The sequence below is a fragment of the Polaromonas eurypsychrophila genome, from assembly GCF_014641715.1.
In the GTDB taxonomy this organism is placed as follows: domain Bacteria; phylum Pseudomonadota; class Gammaproteobacteria; order Burkholderiales; family Burkholderiaceae_C; genus Polaromonas; species Polaromonas eurypsychrophila.
In genome coordinates this window covers 73,383-90,622 of sequence record NZ_BMIG01000003.1, presented here as the reverse complement: position 1 = coordinate 90,622, position 17,240 = coordinate 73,383, and the positions used below count along the sequence as shown (strand labels likewise).

Sequence of the window (17,240 nt, the reverse complement as noted above, 5' to 3'; positions counted from 1 at the left end):
TTATTCAATGAGCGCGGACATCCTGCTCGACGCCAAAGGCCTGTCGGCCTGGTATGGCGCGGCCCAGATTCTGTATGACGTGGACCTGCAGGTGCGGCGCGGCGAGGTGGTGGCGCTGATGGGCCGCAACGGCGCCGGCAAATCGACCACGCTCAAGACGCTGATCGGCATGCTGGCCAAGCGCAAGGGCGCAGTGAGCTTTTTGGGGCAGGACATTTCCAGAAGCGAGTCACATGTGGCGGCTCGTCTGGGTCTGGGTTTTGTGCCGGAAGACCGCCGTGTCTTCACCGACCTCACGGTGCTGGAAAACCTCGAAGTCGGCAAACAGCCCGCCCGGCACTGGCCAGACGGCGCAGCCGCTCCGGTGTGGACGCCCGAGCGCCTGTTCAAGCTGTTTCCCAATCTCGGTGAAATGCCGGACCGGCCTGGCGGCCGCATGAGCGGCGGCGAGCAGCAGATGCTGACGGTGGCCCGCACGCTGATGGGCAACCCTTATCTGGTGCTGCTTGACGAACCTTCCGAAGGTGTGGCGCCCCTCATCGTCGAGCAGATGGCGTTGATGATTCTCGAGCTCAAGTCGCAAGGCGTCAGCATCCTGCTGTCCGAGCAAAACATGCATTTTGCGGAGCTGGTGTCGGACCGGGCCTATGTGCTCGAAAAGGGCCAGATCCGCTACGAGGGAGCGATGGCCGAGCTGTCGGCCAATGAAGAGATCAGGCGCGCCTATCTCAGCGTGTAATTTTCCCGTGTCGTTCTTTCACCTACTTCAGGAGATCGCATCATGCAGACAGCTCATCGCAGAACCCTGTTGAAAGCCGTGTACGGCGCCGGCCTTGCGGCGGCGACCGCCTCCCTGTCCTTTGCCGCAGGCCGGATCAAACCCGACGGCAAAAGCGCGCTGATTGTGGTGGATGTGCAGAACTGTTTCGTGACCGGCGGCACCTTGCCGGTCAAAGGCGGCGAAGAGGTGGTTCCGGTGATCAACAAGCTGGCCGCGGCTTTCGAAAACATCGTGGTCACGCAGGACTGGCACACCAAAGGCCATGCCTCATTTGCCAGCACCCATGCCGGTAAAAAACCGTTTGAAGTCAAGAAGCTGGCTTACGGCAACCAGGTGTTGTGGCCCGACCACTGCGTGCAGGGCACCGAGGATGCGGCCCTGCACAAGGACCTGGCGCTGCCGACGGCGCAGTTGATTGTGCGCAAGGGCTACCACCAGGAGGTGGACAGTTATTCGGCCTTCACCGAAGCCGACGGCAAGACGCCGACCGGCTTGGGCGGCTACCTCAAGCAGCGCGGGATCAAGCGCGTGTTCGTAACCGGGCTGGCTACCGACTTCTGCGTGGCATGGACGGCCATGGATGCGCGCAAGGCTGGCTTCGAGGTTTATGTGATTGAAGACGCGACCCGCGCCATCGACCTGAACGGCTCGCTGGCGGCGGCGTGGAAGCAGATGACAGCACGTGGCGTCAAACGCATCCAGTCCACCGACTTGGCCTGAAGCCTGCATTGAGGCCACGCTTGCGCGCGCATCCATGAGCTTGCAGGTGGTCACCCTCAGCGTTAACGGGGTGGAGCAGACTGTGCCTGTTTCGGTGCAGGCCAGCCTGCTCACCGTGCTGCGCAACGACCTGTGCCTGAACAGCCCCAAGTACGGCTGCGGCCTCGGCGAATGCGGGGCCTGCACGGTGCTGGTGGATGGCGTGGCGGCGAGGTCCTGCGTGATCCCGGCGGCTCACGCGGGCGGTCGGGCCGTCACCACCCTCGAAGGGCTGGGTTCGGCGGGCCGCCTGCACCCGGTGCAGCAGGCTTTCATCGACGAACAGGCGGCCCAGTGCGGTTACTGCCTGAGCGGCATGATTGTTATGACGGCCGCGCTGCTGGCGCGCAACCCGGATCCGACGGACGAGGAGATACGCCGTGAGCTGTCCGGCAACCTCTGCCGCTGCGGCACCCATCTGGAAATCCTCAAGGCCGTGAAACGCGCGGCGCATGTAATGCGCAGCGCAAGCGAAGCCTCGTCATGAGACTGCGCGCCGCCATCCCGCTCACGCGCGCCGGCTTGCACGCCGCCGGTGGTGTGCTGCTGATCACGCGTGAACCGCCGCCGGCCCCGCCACCTGCCCCCGGCCAACCGCCGCTGGTCACGGCCAATCCGCTCGAAGGTGCAGAAATCCTGCTTGCGGTCTGGGACGACGGCAGCGTGACGGCGCTCAACGGTCATGTGGACCTGGGCACCGGCATACGCACGGCGCTGGGCCAGATCGTGGCTGAAGAGCTCGACGTGGCGCTGGGCAGCGTCCACATGGTGCTGGGCGACACGGCCAGTGTGCCGAACCAGGGCGCCACGATTGCCAGCACTTCGATACAGATTCATGCCGTCCCGCTGCGCGCCGCCGCAGCACAGGCGCGCGCCTGGTTGCTGGCCCGCGCAGCCCAACAGCTGGCCGCCGAGTTTTCCGCATTGCGTGTGCGCGATGGGGTGGTCAGCGTGGTGGATGAGGATGCCCGCGCCGTGGCCTATGGCGCGCTGGTCAGCGGCCAACATGTCGATTTGATGCTGACCCCTGACGCCCCGCTCAAGCCGCCGGAAGACTACCGCATCGTTGGCACCAGCCAGCCACGTGTCGATATCCCCGCCAAGGCCACCGGCGCGCTGACCTTTGTGCATGACATGCGGGTGCCCGGCATGCTGCACGGCCGCGTGGTGCGCCCGCCTTACGCGGGCGCGGACCACGGCGACTTCATCGGCAACACGCTGGAAGCAGTGGATGAGTCATCGATCGCGCACATCCCCGGCATACGCGCCGTGGTCGTGATCCGCGATTTTGTCGGCATCGTTGCCGAGCGCGAGGAATTCGCCGAGCAGGCGCTGCGCGAACTCAAGGTGACCTGGAAACCCTGGCCCGGCCTGCAGAAGCTCGACGACCTGGAACAGGCGATTCGCGCCAACCCTTCGACGCAACGCAGGCTGGTCGATGAAGGCGATGTGGACGCGGCGATTGCCGGCGCGGCGCAGGCCATGGCGCGCAACTATGTCTGGCCTTACCAGATGCACGGCGCCATTGGCCCGTCCTGTGCGCTGGCCGACTGGCGAGAAGTGCCCCCACGCTCCCCCACTTCGTGTGGGTCGCTGCCCCCCGAGGGGGCTGGCCTTGCTCGGGGCGGCCCTGCGCAGCGGCCCACGCCCCCACGCTCCCCCACTTTGTGTGGGTCGCTGCCCCCCGAGGGGGCTGGCCTTGCTCGGGGCGGCCCTGCGCAGCGGCCCACGCCCCCACGCTCCCCCACTTTGTGTGGGTCGCTGCCCCATGAGGGGGCCGTGTCCCGCCTTGGGAGCGGCCCAGCGCCGGGACCTCATCTAACCGTCTGGGCCGGCACGCAGAACCCGCATGTGTTGCGCGCCGACCTGTCGCGCCTGATGGGCCTGGCCGATATGGCCATTGACGTGGTGCGCATGGAAGCGGCCGGCTGTTATGGCCGCAACTGCGCCGACGATGTGGCCGCCGACGCCGCCCTGCTGTCGCGCGCCGTCAATGCGCCGGTGCGGGTGCAGCTCACGCGCGAGCAGGAGCACGCCTGGGAGCCCAAGGGTGCGGCGCAGCTGATGCAGGTGCGTGGCGGTCTTAATCAGGACGGCTCGGTCGCCGCCTACGACTTCCAGACCTCTTACCCCTCCAACGGCTCCCCGACGCTGGCGCTGCTGCTGACCCGGACGATAGAGCCGGTGGCGCAGGCCTTCGAAATGGGCGACCGCAGCGCGCGGCCGCCCTACGACTACGACAACCTGCGCATCAGTGTCAACGACATGGCGCCCATGCTGCGCGCGTCCTGGTTGCGCGGTGTGTCTGCCCTGCCTAACTCCTTTGCGCACGAGTCCTATATTGACGAACTCGCGACCGCGGCCGGTGTCGATCCGGTCGAGTTCCGCCTGCGTTACCTCAGCGAGCCGCGTGCCGCCGAGCTGGTCCGTGCGACCGCCGAGCGCGCGTTATGGAAGAAACACACGCAGCCGCAGCAACAGGCGACTGATGCCGATGGCACTTCGGATATCGTGCACGGCCAGGGCGTGGCTTATGCGCGGTATGTGCACAGCAAGTGGCCTGGCTTTGGCGGTGCCTGGGCTGCCTGGGTGGCCGATGTGGAGGTCAATCGCAAGACAGGCGAGGTCCATGTCCGGCGCGTGGTGGTCGGCCATGACGCCGGCATGATGATCAACCCGGCCGGCGTCCGGCACCAGATCCACGGCAACGTGGTGCAGACCACTAGTCGCGCGCTGACCGAGCAGGTGGCGCTGAACCCGGTCAACAACACGGTCGCCGCGCTCGAATGGGGCGCGTACCCCATCCTGAATTTCCGCGATGTGCCGGTGATCGAGGTGGTGACCATGGCGCGTCCTGGCGAGCCGCCCTTGGGCGCCGGCGAGTCGGCTTCGGTGCCGGGCACAGCGGCGATTGCCAATGCGATTTTCGACGCGACCGGCGTGCGGTTCCGTCAGCCACCGTTCACGCCTGAGGTGATTCGCGCGGTGCTGAACCCGGCGCCCGACAGCGAACCGGCGCGTCTGCAGCCGGTCCCTGAACCCGGCAGCGGCCAATTGCCCGCAACGGCCGTCTGGCCGCGAAACCGGAAAACCTGGGTGCGCGGCGGGGCGGTGCTGGCCAGTGTGTTCGGTATCGCCGCCGCGCTGCTGGGTTGGCGCTCGGCCATCGCGCCTGTTTTTTCGCCTGTCGTGGCCGGTGGTTCGTCGATTTACACCGCCGCCACCATTGAGCGAGGCCGTCAACTCGCCGCTCCGGGCGATTGCGTGGTCTGCCACACCGCACCCGGCGGTGTTCCCAACGCGGGCGGCCTGGCCATGGAAACGCCCTTTGGCAAGGTAGTGACCACCAACATCACCCCCGATGCCCAGACCGGCCTTGGCCTGTGGTCCTTCAGCGCTTTCCAGCGCGCCATGCGCGAAGGTATCTCGCGTGACGGCCACCATTTGTATCCGGCGTTTCCCTACACGGCCTTTGCCAAAACCAGCGACGAGGACCTGACGGCGCTGTATGCGTACCTGATGGCGCAGCCGGCAGTGCGCTCCGAGCCGCCTGCCACCCAACTGGCCTTTCCGTTCAGCGTGCGGCCGCTGATGGCAGGGTGGAACGCGCTGTTTCATGATGCCGCACCCTACCCGCCGGACCCGACCCAAACCGTCGAATGGAACCGGGGCGCCTACTTGGTCAATGGCCTAGGCCATTGCGGCGCCTGCCACACGCCGCGCAATGCCTTCGGCGCCGAGCGCAGCGGCAAAGCCTATTTGAGTGGTGCCATGGTGGACGGCTGGGAGGCGCCTGCGCTGACCGCGCTGTCGCGCGCGCCGGTGCCGTGGACCCGCGACCAGCTTTACAGCTACCTGCGCACCGGCCATTCACCGCAGCACGGCATCGCCGCCGGACCGATGGCGCCAGTGGTCAGGGAGCTGGCTGCCTTGCCCGACGCCGACATCCGTGCCATGGCGTCCTACCTGGCTTCGTACAACGCGCCGCTGACTGAATCCGAAAGCGCGGCGCGCGCGCTGCAGGCGATGGCCGCTGCGCAGAAAACCAGCATGACCTTGCCGGGCCCCGGTCAGCGCCTGTTCAACGGCGCCTGCGCCTCCTGCCACCATGACGGCGACGGCCCGACGCTGCTGGGCGCCAATGTGCCGCTGGCGCTCAACAGCAAGCTGCACAGCGAACGGCCCGACAATCTGGTGCGTGTGATCCTGGACGGCATTCGGGAGCCGGTGTCGGCACAGGTCGGTTTCATGCCGGCGTTTCGCCACAGCTTGAGCGATGCACAAATCGCCGAGCTGGCGAGTTACATGCGCAGCCGGTATGCGCCGGGACGGGCTGCCTGGGACGCGCTGCCGGCGGTGGTGTCACGATTGCGCCAGGAAGCTATCAAATAAATAGCTGTTTGCGCCCGCCCGTCATGGGCCGGAGGCATTTTTTGCTTAAAAATCCCAATTTCGTGATTCGGACGATCAGGCGACGGTTTGCACGCCCAGCCACTGCGCCAGCACCTCGGCCGTGTGTTCGCCCAACAGCGGCGGCGGGCGCCGGTAGGCCACTGGCGAACCGGACAGGCGGATCGGATTCGCCACAAGCGGCACGCTGCCCGCCAGAGTGTGCGGCAGCGTGATCTGCAGGCCGCGAGCGATCACTTGCGGGTCGGCAAACACCTGGTCGATGTGATTGATCGGCCCGCAGGGTACACCCGCCGCTTCCAGTGCGGCAATCCAGTCGGCAGAGCTGCGCATCACTGTTGCCTGGCGCAGCAGCGGAACCAGCACGGCGCGGTTCGCCAAGCGCTGCGCGTTGCTTGAAAATCGTTCATCGCTGGACCAGTCCGGGTGGCCGGCCACCGTGCAGAATCTGGCGAACTGACCGTCGTTGCCGACCGCCAGGATGATGTCGCCATCCGCGGTGGGAAAGGCCCGGTAAGGCACGATGTTCGGGTGCGCATTGCCCATGCGGCGCGGCACCATACCACCGGCCAAATAATTGGAGGCCTGGTTGGCCAGGCAGGCAATCTGCACGTCCAGCAGCGCCAGGTCGATATGTTGTCCCAGGCCGGACTTTTCACGTTCGGCCAGCGCCGCCTGCACCGCAATCGTCGCATAGAGACCGGTCATGATGTCGGTCAGCGCCACGCCGACTTTTTGCGGCCCGGCACCCGGTTCACCGTCGGGCTGGCCGGTCACACTCATGAGCCCGCCCATGCCCTGGATCAAAAAGTCATAACCGGCGCGTGCCGCATAGGGACCGGTCTGGCCGAAGCCGGTGATCGAGCAATAGACCAGGCGCGGGTTGGCTTCTTTCAGGCTGGCGTAATCCAGGCCGTAGCGCTGCAGCCCGCTGACTTTGAAGTTTTCCAGCAGCACATCAGCCTGTTGCGCCAGCGCGCGCACCTGGGCTTGGCCTTCGGACGTGGCGGTGTCGATGGCGACCGAACGCTTGTTGCGGTTGGCACAGAGAAAATAAGTCGCTTCCGTGGTGTTGTGGCCGGAGGCGTCCTCCAGGTAGGGCGGGCCCCAGGCGCGGGTGTCGTCGCCGGCGCCGGGCTTTTCGACCTTGACCACATCGGCGCCCAAGTCGGCCAGCAACTGCCCGGCCCAGGGGCCGGCGAGCACGCGCGACAGGTCCAGCACCCGCACACCGGTCAGCGGCGGCGGGCGCACATCGGTAGCGCTCATCGGATAACCTTCGCCTTGCCGGCTTCGGTATTTGCCTTGGGAACGGCCCGGCGGCTCATGACTTCAGGAAAACGCCGAGATGCCGGTGATGCCGCGGCCCAGGATCAGCGCATGCACGTCGTGGGTGCCTTCGTAGGTGTTGACGACCTCGAGGTTGACCAGGTGCCGCGCAACGCCGAACTCGTCGCTGATGCCGTTGCCGCCCAGCATGTCACGCGCCATGCGTGCGATGTCCAGCGCCTTGCCGCAGGAGTTGCGTTTCATGATCGAAGTGATCTCGATCGCGGCCGTGCCTTCGTCCTTCATGCGGCCCAGGCGCAAACAGCCCTGCAGGCCCAACGCGATTTCGGTCTGCATGTCGGCGAGTTTCTTCTGGATCAGCTGGTTCGCGGCCAGCGGGCGGCCGAACTGCTTGCGGTCCATCGTGTACTGGCGTGCCTTGTCGAAGCAGTCCTCGGCCGCGCCCAGCGCGCCCCAGGCGATGCCGTAACGGGCGGAGTTCAAACAGGTGAACGGGCCCTTGAGGCCGCGCACTTCCGGAAACGCGTTTTCTTCGGGGCAGAACACCTCGTCCATGACAATTTCACCGGTGACGGAGGCGCGCAGGCCGACCTTGCTGTGGATGGCCGGCGTGCTCAAGCCCTTGCTGCCCCTGTCGAGCACAAAGCCGCGAATCGCGCCTTCGTCATCTTTGGCCCAGACCACAAACACGTCGGCGATCGGGCTGTTGGTGATCCACATCTTGTTGCCGGTGAGGGAGTACCCGCCGGCCACCTTGCGCGCACGCGTCAGCATGCCGGCCGGGTCGGAGCCGTGGTTGGGTTCGGTCAGGCCGAAGCAGCCTATCCATTCGCCGCTGGCGAGTTTGGGCAGATATTTCTGTTTCGTCGCCTCGTTACCGAATTCGTTGATCGGCACCATGACCAGCGAGGACTGCACGCTCATCATCGAGCGGTAGCCGGAGTCGACACGTTCGACCTCGCGCGCCACCAGGCCGTAACAGACGTAGTTCAGGCCGGCACCGCCATAGGCTTCGGGAATGGTTGCGCCCAGCAGGCCAAGCGCGCCCATCTCGCGAAAAATCGCGGTGTCGGTTTTTTCGTGGCGGAAGGCTTCGAGCACGCGCGGCGCCAGCTTGTCCTGGCAGTAGGCGGCTGCCGATTCGCGCACCATGCGTTCGTCGTCGCTCAGTTGCTGGTCCAGCAGCAACGGATCGGCCCAATGGAAGCTGGCTTTTTTGGTGGAAGTGCTCATGACGGTCTCCAAAGGTGGGGAAGATGCTCTGTGTGCGAAAATCGCAACTCAGGCGGTCAAAAAATTTGGCCTTGTCCTCAAGCATACGATGCGCCGCCCTCCGGCGCAAACCATGATTTGGCACAGACCTGTGCCTAAAGAGAACTCTGAAACCTGTCATCAGGAGCTGACATGCGGCGCAACATTCCTTCCACCACGGCGCTGGCCTTGTTCGAGTCCGCCGCACGTCACCAGAGTTTCACCCAGGCCGCTGAGGAGCATTCGCTCACGCAAAGTGCGGTCTGCCGGCAGATTGCCGGGCTCGAAGACTTCCTCAGCGTCAAGCTGTTCCGGCGTACCAAACGCGGCGTGTTGCTGACTGAGGCCGGGGCCAGTTATGCGCGCAATGTGCGCTCGCGGCTCGACGATGTGGAGCGCGACACACTCGACATGATGGCGCGCGGCGGCGCGGGTGGCGCGCTGGAACTCGGCGTGCTGCCGACCTTTGCGGCCCGCTGGCTGGTACCGCGGTTGGCGCGTTTTCACCGCCTGCATCCTGACATCACTGTTCATCTGTCGTCGCGCACGCGGCCTTTTTTGTTTGCCGACACCGCGCTGGATGCGGCGATCTGCGCGGTGGAGGCCGGCTGGCCGGGCACCGAGTCCTGCTTCCTGATGGACGAAAGCATTGTCGCCGTCGGTAGCCCGGCGCTGGTCAGACCGAAGCGCACGCTCAAGGCCGCCGACTTCGCCGGCCTGCCGCTGCTGCAGATGAGCACCCGGCCTTATGCCTGGCGCCAGTGGTTTGCCTCGCTGGGGATGGCGGTGGAGGGCGACCTGGCCGGTGCGCGTATGGAGCTGTTTTCCATCACCACCGAAGCGGCCATCCACGGTCAGGGGCTGGCGTTGATCCCGCGCTTTCTGATCGAGGACGACCTGGCGCTGGGGCGGCTGGTCGAACTGGTGAAACATGTATTTGTCAGCGACCGGCGTTATTACTTCATCTACCCCGATCAGAAGTCGGACAACACGGCTCTCACGCTGTTTCGCGCTTGGCTGGAAGAAGAAGCCCTGCTATACCGAAGCGCCGCGCCTGCCGCATGAAGGCTTGGCTAGCGGGGCGTCGCCATGCGGCCCTGCTCGCGCCGGTTCTGGGCCTGCTCGCGCAGCGCGCGCTGGCCCGGTGATTCGCTCTCCTGGCGTATCCGCTGGTCGTCCTGGCGGGTCTGCTCGCGTTGCTGGCGCCATACCTCGCGCTGCATCTGCTGCTGGTCGCGCCAGACGCGCTCCTGGTCGCTGAGTCCGGGCGGCGCGGGCACCCAGGTGCCGTTACGCTGCGCCTGCTCACGCAGGGCGCGCTGGCCCAGCGACTCCTGGCTTTGGCTCAACTGCGCGTCCTGCTGCCGCGTCAGCTCAAGCTGGCGGCGTTGCTGCTCGCGCTGCAGTTGCCACTGCTCCCACTGCAGGCGCTCGGTCTCGCGATCCCTGGGCTGACCGTTGCCGCTCCAGATCTCGGTGCGCGTGGTGACCGTCGGAAACTGCGCGTGGGCGGACTGCAGCGTGCCCGCGCACAGGCTGACGAGCAGCACGGCGCTGGCTGCGTAAAAATGGCGGCTCAGGTTCAGGGCTGGGTACATGGCATGTCTCCGTCAGTCGCGCCGTAGCGCGTGAATCAACTCGTGGATGACTCACTGTACGCAAAGCGAAAAACATTGGCCAAGGGTTGATTTTCCCTGGAAGCCGTTTTGCCAGGTTTTGTGCATCAAATCTGGCTTTAGCCCATACGCAGAAAGAGCAAGCAGCTATAAAAAATATAGCAGATTAACAACACTCAGTGATTATGAGAGGATTGCCACCATGCAAGATTTCTGGCCTTCCAGCGGTTTCAGCCGGCTCCAGCGCAACCCGCGCGGCTGGCTGCCGCCCACCGACGATTACCTGCGCCTGTTCCTGGGCCGTCCCGAGCTGGCGCTGCTGCCCGAGTCCTGTGCGGCCGAGCAGGCGCTGCACGCTGACCTGCAGGCCACGCCGGTGCGCTCTGTGAGCGAGGATCAACTTCTGGCCCTGCAGGACGCTGACGCACGCGAGAGTTACGGCCTGTTCCTGCGCTTTCGCGACGGGCTGCTGGACGCCGGCACGCTGGAGGCCTATTACCTGGGCCTGTTCCGCAGCGGCAGCATCAGCATCCCGCCGCTGTTCATTGACCTGCTCGCGCAGGCCATCGTCCGCAACCTGCTCGACGATGTGACTGATGCGTATGAAGTGCGCGCCGCCGAGATGTTGTTTCGCCCGCAGCGCATCTCGACCGAGGACGGGCAGGTGCTGGCCGGCGACCGCGACCGGCTCGACATGCTGAATGACCACGGCGGACTCGGCGACTTCGGGCGTTTCCTGGCGGAAGCCAAGGCCCCGCTGCGCAGCATCGAGATGCAGGTACTGTCAGACAGCAATGCCCCCGATTATTGGCCCGCCAGCGAGCGGCACAGCTTCCTGCTGGATCTGACGCACGAAATCAACAACGACCTGAGCCACGGCCTGGTGTTGACCATGACACGCGCGCGCTCCGGTCTGAAAGCACTGGCGCGTGTGCTCGAGAAATGGGTGCAGCATTTCCTTGGCGTAGCTGTGACCATCCGGCCACTGCAAAAAGTTGATGACGAGGCCTGGCGCTGGCATGTGGGCCTGGACATCGATGCGACCGCGCTGCTCAATGATTTGTACGAAGGCCGCGAGGTGGAGGCCGAACGCATGCAGCGCCTGCTCAGCCTGTTCCGGCTGGACTTTGAGCAGCCGCAGGAAATGCGCGCCGACGTGGCCGGCAAGCCGGTTTACCTCGGCCTGATGATGAATGCCGACCGGGTGCTCAGGCTCAAGCCGCAGAACCTGCTGGTCAACCTGCCGCTGCGTGCGCCGGTGTAATTGACATGAAAACCGTGCGCTTGCCCTCCGGTGAAGCTGTCCCCGCGCTGGGCATGGGCACCTGGCGCATGGGTGAGGCGCCGGCCTTGCGTGCGCAGGAGATCGCTACCCTCCAGTTGGGGCTCGAACTCGGTTGCAGCCTGATCGACACTGCAGAAATGTACGGTGAGGGCCTGGCGGAAGAACTCGTTGGTGAGGCCCTGCAGGGTCGGCGTGACAACGCCTTTGTGGTCAGCAAGGTATATCCGCACAATGCGTCGGCGGCCGGCGTGGTCGCCGCCTGTGAGCGCAGCCTGCGCCGCCTGAAGACCGACCGCATCGACCTCTACCTGCTGCACTGGCGCGGATCGGTGCCGTTGACCCAGACGCTGGCGGGGCTGGTGGCGCTGCAGCAGGCCGGCAAGATCCGCCACTACGGCGTGAGCAACCTCGATCTGGCCGACATGCAGGAGTTGTGGTCTTTGCCCGGCGGGCGCGATGTGCAGACCAACCAGTTGCTCTACAACCTGTCGCGCCGCGGCATCGAATGGGACCTGCAGCCCTGGATGCGCGAGCGCCGGCTGCCGGTGATGGCCTATTCGCCGATGGAGCAGGCGCGTTTGCTGCGCCACCGTGGGCTCGCAGCTTTTGCGCAGCGCCAGGGCATGACTTCGGGCCAGGCGGCGCTGGCCTGGCTCTTGGGGCAGGGCGACGTGATCGCCCTCCCCAAGACCAGCGATCCGCAGCGCCTGCGCGGCAACGTCGCTGCCGCAGGCCTCGTGCTGGATGTCGCACAACAGGCCGAACTCGACGCGCTGTTCCCGCCACCGACGGGGTCGTCGGCACTGGAAATGATCTGAATTTCAGCGCGGGCGGACGGGCCGAATCGGGCCCGGGCCCAGCCGCCGTCCCGGTGGCTTAAAATAACGGGTTCTGCCATTTTTCCAACCCGGAGCCCTCCATGCCCAAAAGAATCCGTGTCGAAGCCGACATCTGTGCCCCCAAACCCGTTCCTGCACCCGGCATGACCCGCACCGCCGGCCGTGGCCAGAAGATCAGCCTTGAGCGCGGCAGCTGGACCCGCAGCAAAAAGAACCCCGGCAAGCGCCCGCACAAAGGCGGTTAAGCCCTCAGGCGCCCCACTTCCATCGTGATTCACTGATGGGGGTGTATTTGCAGCAAGCCTCGCCCCGCGGGGCTTTTTGCTGCACGCCGGCAGGGCGGGTCTGAGGCCGTGGCCGCTTACACCTTTGTCCTGCTCGCCGGCTTTGCCGCTGGCTTTCTGAGCGGTGTCATCGGCACTGGTTCGTCGATTCTGTTGCTGCCGGTGCTGGTGCATAACTTCGGGCCGAAGCAGGCGGTGCCCATCATGGCCATCGCGGCGGTGATGGCCAATTTGTCGCGTGTGCTGGTCTGGTGGCGCGAGGTTGACTGGAAGGCGGTTGCTTCTTATGCCGTCACCGGTGTGCCGGCAGCGGCCCTGGGCGCACGCACGCTGCTGGCATTTCCACCTCACGTCATCGAGATATCGCTGGGTATTTTTTTTCTGGCGATGATTCCGGTCCGGCACCTGCTGGCGCGCCTGCAGTGGAAGACCACCCTATGGCAGCTCGCGCTGGCCGGCGCGGTCATCGGCTTTCTCACCGGCATCGTGTTGTCCACCGGACCGCTCAGCGTGCCGGTGTTTCTGGCCTATGGCCTGGTCAAGGGCGCTTTTTTGGCGACCGAAGCCGCCAGTTCGTTGTTCATCTACATCAGCAAGGTGGTGACCTTCCGCGAGTTCGGCGCCTTGCCCGCTGACGTGTTGCTGCAGGGGCTGATCGTCGGTTTATCCCTGATGGCGGGGACTTTTGCAGGTAAGGCGCTGGTGCTGAGCATGAGCGCTGCTGCGCATGGGTATGTGCTGGATGGGTTGTTATTGATGTCGGGATTGGCCTTGCTCGCGGCGGCACTCACTTGATGGCGAGAATGGATTTGTCATCCTGGACTTGATCCAGAATTCATCTATTGCTTCCTCGTATTCCGCAGGGCGCCAACAAGCCGGGTCTCGCCCCGGCCGGCGACTCACTTTCTCTTGCTTCGCCAAGAGAAAGTAAGCAAAGAGAAGGCGTCCCGATGGTCCGGGTCCTTCCGCTTCGCTCCAGGCAACCTGCGGTGCTCGCCGAAAACGGGGTCGAGCTCGAACTCGGCTAGCGCCTCAGACAATCGCTCGCCCTGATCCGTTTTCGGCTGCGCTCCTCGGCCCAGCCCGACGGGTGGGGAATAAATCAATGCGGGGGACAAACATCCGGAGCAGAAGAAGCGCGCAGCGCTTCTTCTGCGGGAATCCCAACAGTCGGTCATGTTTGCACGCGAGTGCAGCGCACGCGGCCAAATGAAGTCCCCCTCCATCGCCCAGCGGGGCGAGGGAGGGGCTAGGGGTGGGAGTGGGGAGTCAGACCTACTGTCCAGTAAGGACCACGGACGCAGCGAGATGCCGCGAGAGGTGTTTAAGCTATAAATCGCTTTCTATGAGAAAAAAGTATCTCTAGCCCATATCTGGCAAGCGCCACCAGCTATCAAATAAATAGCAAATTACATGTTCCGCCGATACTGCCCACCGACCTCAAACAGCGCATTGGTGATCTGCCCCAACGAGCAGATACGTACCGCGTCCATCAGCACTTCGAACACATTGGCATTGGCGATCACCGCCTGCTGCAGGCGCTTGAGCATGGCCGGGGATTCGGCAGCATGTTGGGCGTGGAATTCATTCAGGCGTTTGAGCTGGTTCTGCTTTTCCGCGTCGGTCGAACGCGCCAGTTCCAGCTTGTCCTGCACCGCGTCGCCATGCGGGTTGCGGAAGGTGTTGACGCCGATGATGGGCAGCCCTCCCGTGTGTTTGAGCATCTCGTAATGCATGGACTCGTCCTGGATGCGGCCGCGCTGGTAGCCGGTTTCCATCGCACCCAGCACGCCGCCGCGCTCGGCGATACGTTCGAACTCCAGCAACACGGCTTCCTCCAGCAATTCGGTCAGCTCCTCGATGATGAAGGCGCCTTGTGAGGGGTTCTCGTTTTTTGCCAGGCCCCACTCGCGGTTGATGATGAGCTGGATCGCCATCGCGCGGCGCACCGATTCCTCGGTCGGCGTGGTGATGGCTTCGTCAAACGCGTTGGTATGCAGGCTGTTGCAGTTGTCGTAAATCGCAATCAGCGCCTGCAGCGTGGTGCGGATGTCGTTGAACTGGATCTCCTGCGCGTGCAGGCTGCGGCCCGAGGTCTGGATGTGGTACTTGAGCTTCTGGCTGCGTTCGTTGGCGCCGTATTTCTCTTTCATGGCCACGGCCCAGATGCGGCGCGCAACGCGACCCATCACGGTATATTCAGGGTCCATGCCGTTGCTGAAGAAAAAGCTCAGATTGGGCGCGAAGTCGTCGATGTGCATGCCGCGCGCCAGATAAGCTTCGACGAAAGTGAAGCCGTTGGACAGCGTGAAAGCCAATTGTGAGATCGGATTCGCACCGGCTTCAGCGATGTGATAGCCGCTGATGGAGACGCTGTAAAAATTGCGCACCTTGTGGTGCACGAAGTACTGGGCGATGTCGCCCATCACTTTCAGGCTGAACTCGGTTGAGAAAATGCAGGTGTTCTGGCCCTGATCTTCTTTCAGGATGTCGGCTTGCACCGTGCCGCGTACGTTCTCCTGCACCCATTCGCGGATTTTCTCTAGCTCGGTCGGCGTCGGGTCGCGGCCGTTGTCCTTTTTGAACTTGCCAATGTTCTGGTCGATGGCGGTGTTCATGAACATCGCAAGAATCGTCGGCGCCGGACCGTTGATGGTCATGGACACTGAGGTACTCGGATTGCACAGATCAAAGCCGTCGTACAGCACCTTCATGTCGTCCAGCGTGGCGATGGACACGCCCGAGTTTCCGACCTTGCCGTAGATGTCGGGGCGCAGGGCCGGGTCGTTGCCGTACAGCGTGACCGAATCAAATGCGGTGGACAGGCGCTTGGCGGCCATGCCTTCGGACAGCAGCTTGAAACGGGTATTGGTACGGAAGGCGTCGCCTTCTCCGGCAAACATGCGCGTCGGGTCCTCGCCCTCGCGTTTGAAGGCGAAGGTGCCAGCGGTGTAGGGGTAGCTGCCCGGCACGTTGTCCAGCATCAGCCACTTGAGGATTTCGCCGTGATCTTCGTATTGCGGCAGCGCCACCTTGCGGATGGTGGTGCCCGACAGCGATTTTGTTGTCAATGCCGTGCGGATTTCCTTGTCGCGGATTTTCACCACGTATTCATCGCCCGCATAGGCGGCCTGCATGTCGGGCCACTGGACCAGCAGGGCGCGGGCGTCACCATCCATGCGGGCCTTGCGGTGGCCTGCGAGGTCCAGCGCCGCCTCGGCGGCCGGTGCCCGGCCCGGTTTGTCGATCTTGAGCATGGCGGCAGCGGCTTTGAGCTGCTGCACCTCGCGCGCGAGCTGGGCCTGGGCGCGGGCGCGTTTTTTGTAGCCGCGCACCGTGTCACTGATCTCGGCCAGGTAACGCGTGCGGGCCGCCGGCACCACCGGTGTCTGGTTGGTGCTGTGGCGCACATCGGCGTGTGGCAGGGTGCCTTCGGACAGCTTCAGGCCGAGCCCGGCCAGGCGCGGCTTGAGTGCCTGGTACAGCGCGGTGACGCCGTCGTCGTTGAAGCGGGCCGCCATGGTGCCGAAGACCGGCATCTGGTCGGCCGGTGTGGTCCAGGCCTCCTTGTTGCGTTGCACTTGCTTGGCCACATCGCGCAGGGCGTCGAGCGACCCCTTGCGGTCGAACTTGTTGATCGCGATAAATTCTGCGAAGTCCAGCATGTCGATTTTTTCGAGCTGGCTGGCCGCACCGAACTCGGGTGTCATTACGTACATGGGCACGTCCACATGTGGCACGATGGCGGCATCGCCCTGGCCGATGCCCGAGGTCTCGACCACGATCAAATCGAAGCCTGCGACCTTGCAGGCGGCGATCACGTCGGGCAGGGCCTTGCTGATTTCTGAGCCGAAGTCGCGGGTAGCCAGTGATCGCATAAACACGCGTTGTCCGCCAGCCCATGGATTGATGGCGTTCATGCGAATCCGGTCGCCGAGCAAGGCGCCACCGCTTTTACGGCGAGAAGGGTCAATGCTGATGATGGCTATGCGCAACTGGTCGTTCTGGTCCAGCCGAAGGCGGCGTATCAACTCGTCGGTGAGCGATGACTTGCCAGCACCGCCGGTGCCGGTGATGCCCAGTACCGGTATTTTTTTGGTGGCGGCTTGTGTCCTTACGGCCTCGAGCAGCGCGAGCTCGGCTTTGTCGTTTTCAAGGGCGGTGATGAGCTGGGCCAGCGCCCGCCAGGCCAGCTCGCCATGGCCTTCAATCGCCTGAATGTTCGCTGGGGCGAAACCGGTCAGGTCCTTGTCGCAGCGCATGACCATCTCGCCGATCATGCCGGCCAGGCCCATTTTCTGGCCGTCTTCGGGGCTGTAGATGCGGGTCACGCCGTAGGCCTGCAGTTCGCGGATTTCAGGCGGCACGATCACGCCGCCGCCACCCCCAAAGACCTGGATGTGCTCGCCGCCGCGGCTTTTGAGCAGGTCCACCATGTACTTGAAATACTCGACATGGCCGCCCTGGTAGGAGCTGATGGCAATGCCCTGCGCGTCTTCCTGCAGCGCGGCGGTCACGACTTCGTCGACGCTGCGGTTGTGGCCCAGGTGAATCACCTCGGCGCCCATGCCCTGCAAGATGCGCCGCATGATGTTAATGGCCGCGTCATGCCCGTCAAACAGCGAGGCGGCGGTGACAAAACGCACCTTGTGCGTGGGACGGTAGTTGGCAAGAGCCTTGTATTCGGCGGAGAGGTCGGTCATGGCGGGATCTTTCGCGTGGATT

Annotated in this window: 13 protein-coding genes; 9 read left to right on the top strand and 4 right to left on the bottom strand. The window is 64.4% G+C overall.

Features of this window, described 5'->3' with window-relative positions; translation table 11 throughout:
* The first annotated feature begins 7 nt into the window (after nucleotides 1-7).
* Genes IEX16_RS05300 through IEX16_RS05280 form a run of 4 tightly spaced genes read left to right on the top strand, consistent with a single transcriptional unit; the run spans nucleotide 8 to nucleotide 5,932 of the window.
* The gene (locus IEX16_RS05300) at nucleotides 8-739 is read left to right on the top strand and encodes an ABC transporter ATP-binding protein (RefSeq protein ID WP_188707312.1); all 732 of its coding nucleotides are present in this window, start codon (nucleotides 8-10) and stop codon (nucleotides 737-739) included.
* 42 nt (nucleotides 740-781) lie between these two features.
* Nucleotides 782-1,501 carry a bifunctional nicotinamidase/pyrazinamidase gene (pncA, locus tag IEX16_RS05295; RefSeq protein ID WP_188707311.1) on the top strand — a complete coding sequence of 240 codons (720 nt, stop codon included), beginning with the start codon at nucleotides 782-784 and terminating at the stop codon, nucleotides 1,499-1,501.
* A 34-nt stretch (nucleotides 1,502-1,535) separates the two neighbouring features.
* Nucleotides 1,536-2,027, top strand: a complete 492-nt coding sequence (locus tag IEX16_RS05290; protein ID WP_188707310.1) for a (2Fe-2S)-binding protein — start codon at nucleotides 1,536-1,538, stop codon at nucleotides 2,025-2,027.
* Nucleotides 2,024-5,932, top strand: coding sequence for a molybdopterin cofactor-binding domain-containing protein (locus IEX16_RS05280; RefSeq protein ID WP_229676200.1), 3,909 nt, complete (start codon nucleotides 2,024-2,026; stop codon nucleotides 5,930-5,932). The genes IEX16_RS05290 and IEX16_RS05280 overlap by 4 nt, the downstream gene beginning before the upstream one ends.
* Before the next feature lie 75 nt (nucleotides 5,933-6,007).
* Here IEX16_RS05280 and IEX16_RS05275 read toward each other — a convergent pair whose 3' ends face one another.
* Entirely contained in the window at nucleotides 6,008-7,219 is a 1,212-nt protein-coding gene (locus IEX16_RS05275) for a CaiB/BaiF CoA transferase family protein (RefSeq protein WP_188707309.1), read from the bottom strand.
* 63 nt (nucleotides 7,220-7,282) lie between these two features.
* Entirely contained in the window at nucleotides 7,283-8,473 is a 1,191-nt protein-coding gene (locus IEX16_RS05270; RefSeq protein ID WP_188707308.1) for an acyl-CoA dehydrogenase, read from the bottom strand.
* Between the two features lie 171 nt (nucleotides 8,474-8,644).
* On the opposite strand from IEX16_RS05270, the gene IEX16_RS05265 reads away from it, so the two are divergent.
* Nucleotides 8,645-9,556: a LysR substrate-binding domain-containing protein gene (locus IEX16_RS05265; protein ID WP_188707307.1), complete on the top strand. Its 912-nt coding sequence runs from the start codon at nucleotides 8,645-8,647 to the stop codon at nucleotides 9,554-9,556.
* Between the two features lie 8 nt (nucleotides 9,557-9,564).
* On the opposite strand, the gene IEX16_RS05260 is transcribed toward IEX16_RS05265, so the two are convergent.
* Nucleotides 9,565-10,089: a hypothetical protein gene (locus IEX16_RS05260; protein WP_188707306.1), complete on the bottom strand. Its 525-nt coding sequence runs from the start codon at nucleotides 10,087-10,089 to the stop codon at nucleotides 9,565-9,567.
* Nucleotides 10,090-10,309: 220 nt separating this feature from the next.
* On the opposite strand from IEX16_RS05260, the gene IEX16_RS05255 reads away from it, so the two are divergent.
* From IEX16_RS05255 to IEX16_RS05240, 4 genes are all read left to right on the top strand, one after another.
* Complete coding sequence (locus IEX16_RS05255) at nucleotides 10,310-11,371, top strand: DUF6352 family protein (RefSeq protein WP_188707305.1); 1,062 nt, start codon at nucleotides 10,310-10,312, stop codon at nucleotides 11,369-11,371.
* 5 nt (nucleotides 11,372-11,376) lie between these two features.
* Nucleotides 11,377-12,210, top strand: a complete 834-nt coding sequence (locus IEX16_RS05250; RefSeq protein WP_188707304.1) for an aldo/keto reductase — start codon at nucleotides 11,377-11,379, stop codon at nucleotides 12,208-12,210.
* Nucleotides 12,211-12,311: 101 nt separating this feature from the next.
* Nucleotides 12,312-12,476 (top strand): hypothetical protein, encoded by a 165-nt coding sequence (locus tag IEX16_RS05245; protein WP_188707303.1) that lies wholly within the window; start codon nucleotides 12,312-12,314, stop codon nucleotides 12,474-12,476.
* A 108-nt stretch (nucleotides 12,477-12,584) separates the two neighbouring features.
* Nucleotides 12,585-13,310 carry a sulfite exporter TauE/SafE family protein gene (locus IEX16_RS05240; protein ID WP_188707302.1) on the top strand — a complete coding sequence of 242 codons (726 nt, stop codon included), beginning with the start codon at nucleotides 12,585-12,587 and terminating at the stop codon, nucleotides 13,308-13,310.
* Nucleotides 13,311-13,924: 614 nt separating this feature from the next.
* On the opposite strand, the gene icmF is transcribed toward IEX16_RS05240, so the two are convergent.
* Nucleotides 13,925-17,218, bottom strand: coding sequence for a fused isobutyryl-CoA mutase/GTPase IcmF (gene icmF, locus IEX16_RS05235; protein WP_188707301.1), 3,294 nt, complete (start codon nucleotides 17,216-17,218; stop codon nucleotides 13,925-13,927).
* Nucleotides 17,219-17,240: the final 22 nt, after the last annotated feature.

Bases quoted from the DNA above. Each gene is read 5' to 3' on its own strand.
- IEX16_RS05280 (WP_229676200.1), top strand. From the start codon at position 2,024: ATGAGACTGCGCGCCGCCATCCCGCTCACGCGCGCCGGCTTGCACGCC.
- IEX16_RS05250 (WP_188707304.1), top strand. From the start codon at position 11,377: ATGAAAACCGTGCGCTTGCCCTCCGGTGAAGCTGTCCCCGCGCTGGGC.
- IEX16_RS05270 (WP_188707308.1), bottom strand. From the start codon at position 8,473: ATGAGCACTTCCACCAAAAAAGCCAGCTTCCATTGGGCCGATCCGTTG.
- IEX16_RS05290 (WP_188707310.1), top strand. From the start codon at position 1,536: ATGAGCTTGCAGGTGGTCACCCTCAGCGTTAACGGGGTGGAGCAGACT.
- pncA (WP_188707311.1), top strand. From the start codon at position 782: ATGCAGACAGCTCATCGCAGAACCCTGTTGAAAGCCGTGTACGGCGCC.
- IEX16_RS05300 (WP_188707312.1), top strand. From the start codon at position 8: ATGAGCGCGGACATCCTGCTCGACGCCAAAGGCCTGTCGGCCTGGTAT.
- icmF (WP_188707301.1), bottom strand. From the start codon at position 17,218: ATGACCGACCTCTCCGCCGAATACAAGGCTCTTGCCAACTACCGTCCC.
- IEX16_RS05265 (WP_188707307.1), top strand. From the start codon at position 8,645: ATGCGGCGCAACATTCCTTCCACCACGGCGCTGGCCTTGTTCGAGTCC.
- IEX16_RS05245 (WP_188707303.1), top strand. From the start codon at position 12,312: ATGCCCAAAAGAATCCGTGTCGAAGCCGACATCTGTGCCCCCAAACCC.
- IEX16_RS05275 (WP_188707309.1), bottom strand. From the start codon at position 7,219: ATGAGCGCTACCGATGTGCGCCCGCCGCCGCTGACCGGTGTGCGGGTG.
- IEX16_RS05260 (WP_188707306.1), bottom strand. From the start codon at position 10,089: ATGTACCCAGCCCTGAACCTGAGCCGCCATTTTTACGCAGCCAGCGCC.
- IEX16_RS05255 (WP_188707305.1), top strand. From the start codon at position 10,310: ATGCAAGATTTCTGGCCTTCCAGCGGTTTCAGCCGGCTCCAGCGCAAC.